This window comes from Actinomadura sp. BRA 177, from assembly GCF_013372625.1.
GTDB lineage: Bacteria > Actinomycetota > Actinomycetes > Streptosporangiales > Streptosporangiaceae > Spirillospora.
This window is the reverse complement of the sequence record NZ_JABXFD010000185.1, coordinates 1-7174: the sequence shown is the minus strand read 5'-3', so window position 1 is coordinate 7174 and position 7174 is coordinate 1. Positions and strand designations below refer to the sequence as shown.

Below are 7174 nucleotides of genomic sequence, written 5' to 3'. Positions count from 1 at the left end.
CTCGTGCAGGCCGCGGCCGGCGCCCCCGTGGTGCTGGCCGGGCGCCCCCTCGACGAGGTGGCGCTGCCGTACGTCGACGTCGACAACCGGGGCGGCGCGCACGCCGCCGTCCGGCACCTGCTCACCACCGGCCGCCGCCGCATCGGCACCATCGCCGGGCCCGCCGACATGGGCGCGGCCGTCGACCGGCTGGCCGGCTACCGGCTCGCCGCCCGGGAGGCCGGGATGGGCGTCAACGGGCTGGTCTGCCAGGGCGACTTCGGCCGGCTGTCCGGCGAGCGGGCGATGCGCCGGCTGCTGGAGCGCCGCCCGGACGTCGATGCCGTGCTCGCCGCGTCCGACCAGATGGCGGTCGGCGCGCTCAGCGCGCTGCGCCGGGCGGGCCGCCGGGTGCCGGACGACGTCGCGGTCGTCGGGTTCGACGACGCCCCGGTCGCCCGGCAGGTGCGGCCGATGCTGACCACCGTCCGGCAGCCGGCCGAGGACCTCGGCGCCCGGCTCGCCCGCGAGCTGCGCGCCTGCACCGGCGGGCGGCCGAACACCGAGCGCGGCGTGGTACTGCGCACCAAGTTGATCATCCGGGAGTCCGGCTGACGGCCCCGGTCTGACGCGCGTCCCGTCCCCGGGCGCGCCCCTTGACGGGACCCCACCGCCGGAGTCCGCCGGCGGTGGAGCCCGGCATGCCCGCACGGCGGGCGACTCAGGAAGGAACCCGAAGTGAGAAGACGGCAACGATGGCGCGCGCTCACCGCCGTGAGCGCGACGCTGACCCTGCTCTGCGGCGGCCTCGGCGTCATGGCGCCCACGGCCGCCGCGGCGGCCGCCTGCAAGGTCGTCTACAAGAAGAACGACTGGGGCAGCGGCTTCACGACGAGCATCGACATCACCAACCAGGGCGACGCGCTGAACGGCTGGACGCTGAAGTACTCCTACTCGGGGAACCAGAAGCTGACCAGCGGCTGGTCGGGCAAGTGGTCGCAGTCGGGCCAGGACGTCACCGTCCAGAACGAGAGCTGGAACGGCTCGCTGGCCAACGGGGCGACCGTGAGCGTCGGCGGGCAGTTCACCTACAGCGGGACGAACACCGACCCGACGGCGTTCACCCTGAACGGCACGCCCTGCAACGGCAGCACGGCCGCCCCGAAGGTGACGCTGACCAGCCCCGCCGCCGGCGCGACGTTCTCCGTGGGCGCGTCCGTGCCGCTCGCGGCCACCGCGACGGCCGCGACCGGCGTGTCGGTGTCCAAGGTCGAGTTCTTCGACCAGGACGGCTCGCTCGGCGCCGCCGACACCAGCGCCCCCTACGGCCTGAACTGGACGCCGTCGGCGGCCGGAAGCTACTCGCTCTACGCCAAGGTGACCGACAGCGCGGGCGGGACGGCCGAGTCCGCGCCCGTCGGCATCACGGTCACCGCTGAGGCGAGCGTCGTGGCGAACCCCGCGACGCTGACCGTCGCGCAGGGCTCCACGGGCACGTACGCGGTGAAGCTGTCGGAGGCCCCGTCCTCGAACGTCACCGTCACGACCACGCGGACCGCCGGCAACAGCGGCCTGTCGGTGACCGGCGGCGGGACGCTGACCTTCACGCCGCAGAACTGGTCCACCGCGCAGAACGTGACGATCACCGCGGACGACTCCGGGACGGGCCAGGCGACCTTCACCTCGTCCGCGAACGGGTACGCGGCGGCCAGGGTCACCGCGACCGAGGTGGCCACCGGCGGCGGCACCTACACCGAGCGGTTCCTCGACCAGTACAACAAGATCAAGGACCCGGCGAACGGGTACTTCAGCCCCGAGGGCATCCCGTACCACTCGGTCGAGACGTTCATGGTCGAGGCCCCCGACCACGGGCACGAGACCACGTCCGAGGCCTACAGCTACCTCATCTGGCTGGAGGCCATGTACGGCAAGGTCACGCAGAACTGGGACCCCTTCAACGCCTCCTGGGCGCTGATGGAGAAGTACATGATCCCGACGCACGCGGACCAGCCGACGAACTCCTTCTACGACCCGTCCAAGCCCGCGACCTACGCCGCCGAGCACCCGCTGCCGAGCGACTACCCGTCGGCGATCGACGGCAGCGTCCCGGTCGGCCAGGACCCGATCGCGAGCGAGTTGAAGTCCGCCTACGGCACCGACGACATCTACGGCATGCACTGGCTGCAGGACGTCGACAACGTGTACGGCTACGGCAACACGCCCGGCGGCGGCTGCGAGGAGGGCCCCGACGCGGACGGGCCGTCCTACATCAACACCTACCAGCGCGGCTCGCAGGAGTCGGTGTTCGAGACCGTCCCGCAGCCGACGTGCGACAAGTTCGCGTTCGGCGGCACGAACGGCTACCTGGACCTGTTCATCGACGACTCGTCCTACGCCGAGCAGTGCAAGTTCACCGACGCCCCCGACGCCGACGCGCGCGCCATCCAGGCCGCGTACTGGGCGAACGTCTGGGCCGACGACCAGGGCAAGTCCGGCGACGTCTCGTCCACCGTGGCGAAGGCCGGCAAGATGGGCGACTACCTGCGGTACTCGTTCTTCGACAAGTACTTCAAGAAGATCGGCGACTGCCACTCCACGTCCTGCCCCGCCGGGTCGGGCAAGAACAGCGAGCACTACCTGCTGTCCTGGTACTACGCGTGGGGCGGCGCGACCGACTCCAACGCAGGCTGGGCGTGGCGCCTCGGCGACGGCGCCTCGCACTTCGGCTACCAGAACCCCCTCGCCGCCTACGCGCTGGTGAACGACCCGGCGCTCGCCCCCAAGGGCGCGACGGCCAAGGCCGACTGGAAGACGAGCCTCACCCGGCAGCTGCAGCTCTACAAGTGGCTGCAGTCCGCCGAGGGCGCCATCGCCGGCGGCGTCACCAACAGCTGGGAGGGCAGCTACAGCCAGCCGCCGACCGGCCTGACCGAGTTCTACGGCATGGCCTACGACTGGCAGCCCGTCTACCACGACCCGCCGAGCAACCAGTGGTTCGGGTTCCAGGCGTGGTCGATGGAGCGCGTCGCCGAGTACTACCAGGTCACCGGTGACGCGGACGCCAAGGCGATCCTCGACAAGTGGGTCTCCTGGGCGCTGGCGAACACGACGGTCGACCCGTCCACGGGCAGCATGCAGATCCCGTCCACGCTCAAGTGGACCGGCCAGCCGGACGCGAACTGGTCGTCGTCCAGCGGCATGCCGCCCGCGAACTCCGACCTGCACGTCTCCGTTCAGGACTACACCAACGACGTCGGCGTGGCCGCCGCGTACGCCAAGACCCTGACGTACTACGCCGCCAAGTCCGGCGACGCCGACGCCAAGCAGATGGCCAAGGACCTGCTCGACGCCATCTGGAAGCACACCGACACCAAGGGCGTCTCCGTCCAGGAGACCAAGTCCGACTACAGCCGAGTCACGGACCCGATCTACATCCCGTCCGGCTGGACCGGCACCATGCCCAACGGCGACCCGATCAACTCCAACTCGACCTTCATGTCCATCCGTTCCTTCTACAAGAGCGACCCCGACTACCAGCGCGTCATGGCCTACGCCAACGGCGAGACCTCGACGGCCCCGGTGTTCACCTACCACCGCTTCTGGGCCCAGGCAGACGTAGCCCTGGCCATGGCCGACTACGGCCGCCTCTTCAACGAGTAGACCCACCCCACCGGCCCGTGGCGGCTCCGGCCGCCACGGGCCCTTTCAGCGGCGATTATGCGAACATATGTTCGTGTCCCATGGTGCCGCGATCCTGCATGCCGACCTGGACGCGTTCTATGCGTCGGTCGAGCAGCGGGATGATCCTGCGTTGCGGGGGCGGCCGGTGATCGTTGGGGGCGGGGTGGTGCTGGCGGCGAGTTATGAGGCCAAGGCCCACGGGGTTCGGACGGCGATGAGCGGTGGGCAGGCGCGGCGGTTGTGTCCGCGGGCGGTCGTCGTCCCGCCTCGGATGAGCGCCTACAGCGAGGCGAGCAAGGCGGTGTTCGCCGTTTTCAGGGCGACCACGCCGCTCGTTGAGGGGCTGTCGATCGATGAGGCGTTCCTCGATGTGGACGGGCTGCGCCGGGAGCCGGTGGACGTCGCCGCGCGGCTGCGGAGGGAGATCGCCGAGGAGGTCGGGCTGCCGATCACGGTCGGGGTGGCGCGCACCAAGTTCCTCGCGAAGGTCGCCAGTGGCGTCGCCAAACCGGACGGGCTTCTGGTCGTGCCGCCGGACGGTGAGCTCGACTTTCTGCGCCCGTTGCCCGTGCGGCGGCTGTGGGGTGTGGGGCCGGCGACCGCCGCCAAGCTCGCCAAGTTCGGCGTCACCACGGTCGGCGAGGTGGCGGACATGCCTGAGGCCACGCTCGTTTCTATGCTCGGGCCCGGGGCGGGCCGGCACTTGCACGCCTTGGCGCTCAATCGCGACCCGCGTCCGGTGCGTACGGGGGTGCGTCGGCGGTCCATGGGGTCGCAGCGCGCCCTGGGGCTGCGCCGCCGGTCGCCCGAGGAGCTGGACGCCATGCTCGTCGGCTTGATCGACCGGCTCGGCGGGCGGCTGCGCAAGGCTCGGCGGGTGTGCCGGACGGTTACCTTGCGGCTGCGGTTCGGCGACTTCACCCGGGCCTCGCGTTCGCACACGATGGCGCAGGCGACCGCCGAGACTTCCGTGATCCTCGGCGCGGCGCGCGGGCTGCTCGCTGGTGTCGCGCCGCTGATCGAAGGGCGGGGACTGACCCTGATCGGGGTCTCGCTCGGCAACCTGCGCGACGATCGTGCCGTTCAGCTCGCCCTGCCGTTCGACCAGGGCATGGCCGTGGACGAGGCGGTGGACGGCGTCCGGGAGCGGTTCGGCTCGGCGGCGATCACGCCCGCCGTGCTGCTGGGCCGCGATCAGGGCGTGTCCGTCCCGATGCTGCCCGACTAGGGCGGGTCCACGATGCCGAGGCCGTCGGCGCCCACCTGGACCGCCGACTCGTCCAGGACGGACTCGGAGACCGGCTGGAGGCGGCCGTCCAGGTCGAGGACGGGGGACGCCTCCTTGTACCAGGACTCGATGACCGCGTTGCCCCAGAAGTCGCGGCGGCGGTCGTCGTGCACGTTCCACCGGTACGTCTCGTGGTCGGGGTCGCCGGTGTAGTAGTCGGAGGTGTAGATCTCCACGCGGTGGCCGTCGGGGTCGCGGAGGTAGACGTAGAAGGCGTTGGAGACGCCGTGCCGGCCGGGGCCGCGCTCGATGTGGTGCTCCTCGCGCAGCGAGCCGAGGATGTCGGCCATGCGCAGGACCTGGTGGGACTCGTGCGTCGCCATCCCGATGTGGTGCAGGCGGTCTCCGAGCAGCCGAAGCCGAGCGAGGTGTAGTGCGCGTAGGCGGCGGGGATGTCGGGCGTGCAGATGTTGAAGTGGTCCAGCCGCGCGATCTGCGCGCCGCGGTGCAGGTCGTAGCGCTGGATGAGGCGCTCGCCGCGGGCGATGCCGTGGAAGAACTCGACGGTGAAGCCGAGCGGGTCGACGACGCGGACGGCGTCGCCGACGCCGTGCGTGCCGGTCCCGGCGGGGACGCGGCGGACGGGCCGGCCGAGGGCGGTGAAGAACCGTTCGGCGCGGTCGACGTCCTCGGGGGCGCGGACGCGGTAGGCGAGGTGGTCCAGGGCGGCGACGGGTCCGGTGCGCAGGACGAGGGAGTGGTGGGTCAGCTCGTCGGTGCCGCGCAGGTGGAGGGCGCCGGCGTCCTCGTGCTGGACGTGCAGCCCGAGCAGGTCGACCCAGAACCGGCGGGCGGCGGCCAGGTCGGTGACGGCGAGTTGCGCGTAGGCGGAGCGGATGACGTCGGGGGGTGTGCTCATGAGGGCTCCTGGACGCCGAAACGGGGGGTGTGCACGTCGCCCAGCATGACGTGCACGATCTTGGATTCGGAGAAGAAGTCGATGCTGTGCGCGCCGCCCTCGCGCCCGAGCCCGGAGTCCTTCACGCCCCCGAAGGGTGTGCGCAGGTCACGGACGTTGTGCGAGTTGATCCAGACCATACCGGAGGCGACGTTCTGGGCGATGCGGTGGCCGCGGCGCAGGTCGTTGGTCCACACGTAGGCGGCGAGGCCGTAGCGGGTGGCGTTGGCCAGCTCGACCGCCTCGGCCTCGTCGTCGAAGGGGGCGGCGGCGACGACCGGGCCGAAGATCTCCTCCTGGAAGATCCGCGCGTCCCGGGGGACGTCGGTGAACACGGCGGGCTGCAGGTAGTTGCCCTCGGGCAGGTGCCCGGGACGGCCGCCGCCCGCGACCAGCTTGGCCTCCCGCTGGCCGATCTCGACGTACTCCAGGACGCGGGCGTAGTGCTCGGGGTGGACGAGTGCGCCGACCTCGGTGGCGGGGTCGGACGGCGGCCCGACCCGCACCCTCTCGGCGCGTCCCGCCAAGCGCCGGGTGAACTCCTCGTAGATGGGACGTTCCACGAGCACGCGCGACCCGGCCGTGCAGCGCTCGCCGTTGAGGGAGAACACGCCGAAGACGACCGAGTCGAGGGCGGCGTCGAGGTCGGCGTCGGCGAACACGATGACGGGCGACTTGCCGCCCAGTTCCATGGACAGCGCTTTCAGGCCGTCCGCGGAGCAGCGCATGATGTGCCGCCCGGTGTCGGTGGAGCCGGTGAACGACAGCAGCGGCACGTCCGGGTGGTCGACGAGCGCATGCCCGGCGACCTCGCCGATGCCGTGCACGATGTTGACCACCCCGGCGGGGACGCCGGCCTCGGTGAAGATCTCCGGCCACAGCCCGGCGGACAGCGGCGTCCACTCGGCGGGCTTCAGCACGAGCGTGCAGCCGGACGCGAGGGCGGGGGCCAGCTTCCAGCTCTCCAGCATGAACGGCGTGTTCCACGGGGTGATCAGTCCGGCGACGCCGGCCGGCGTCCGCACCACGTAGTTGAGCTGCCGCTCGCCGACCCGGTAGGACTCCTCGCCGAGCGCGACGATCACGTCGGCGAAGTGGCGGAAGTTCTCGGCGGCGCGGCGGGCCTGGCCGCGCGCCTGGCTGATCGGCAGCCCGGAGTCGAACGACTCCAGCTCGGCGAGCCGGTCCTCGCGGGCCTCGACCGCGTCGGCGACGCGGGTCACCTATACACCTCTGACGCCGCCGACGAAGCGGGGACGGTGAGCGTCGGCCGTCGACCTCTCCTTAACGACCAAACCAACACTAACCAGCACTACTCCCACGCACCG

General features: G+C 71.4%; 5 protein-coding genes and 1 pseudogene. 3 read left to right on the top strand and 3 right to left on the bottom strand.

Annotation, left to right across the window (positions count from 1 at the left end; all coding sequences use genetic code 11):
• The 3 genes from HUX53_RS06365 to dinB form a co-directional block, all read left to right on the top strand.
• The coding region (locus HUX53_RS06365; protein WP_176402229.1) for a substrate-binding domain-containing protein at nt 1-594 on the top strand (594 nt) is incomplete at its 5' end.
• Between the two features lie 159 nt (nt 595-753).
• Entirely contained in the window at nt 754-3639 is a 2886-nt protein-coding gene (locus tag HUX53_RS06360; RefSeq protein ID WP_309237079.1) for a glycoside hydrolase family 48 protein, read from the top strand.
• 67 nt (nt 3640-3706) lie between these two features.
• Nucleotides 3707-4888, top strand: a complete 1182-nt coding sequence (gene dinB, locus HUX53_RS06355; protein WP_176402228.1) for a DNA polymerase IV — start codon at nt 3707-3709, stop codon at nt 4886-4888.
• Here dinB and HUX53_RS42210 read toward each other — a convergent pair.
• The 3 genes and pseudogenes from HUX53_RS42210 to HUX53_RS06345 form a co-directional block, all read right to left on the bottom strand.
• Nucleotides 4885-5355 carry a VOC family protein gene (locus HUX53_RS42210; protein WP_303623151.1) on the bottom strand — a complete coding sequence of 157 codons (471 nt, stop codon included), beginning with the start codon at nt 5353-5355 and terminating at the stop codon, nt 4885-4887. The two genes, dinB and HUX53_RS42210, sit on opposite strands and share 4 nt — an antisense overlap.
• Before the next feature lie 317 nt (nt 5356-5672).
• Nucleotides 5673-5807: pseudogene (locus HUX53_RS42955) on the bottom strand (3,4-dihydroxyphenylacetate 2,3-dioxygenase); the annotation flags it as partial.
• Nucleotides 5804-7069 (bottom strand): aldehyde dehydrogenase, encoded by a 1266-nt coding sequence (locus tag HUX53_RS06345; RefSeq protein ID WP_309237078.1) that lies wholly within the window; start codon nt 7067-7069, stop codon nt 5804-5806. The gene HUX53_RS06345 and the pseudogene HUX53_RS42955, both read right to left, overlap by 4 nt.
• Nucleotides 7070-7174 lie beyond the last annotated feature (105 nt).

Coding starts and splice junctions, on each gene's coding strand:
- dinB (WP_176402228.1), top strand. CDS start 3,707: ATGTTCGTGTCCCATGGTGCCGCGATCCTGCATGCCGACCTGGACGCG.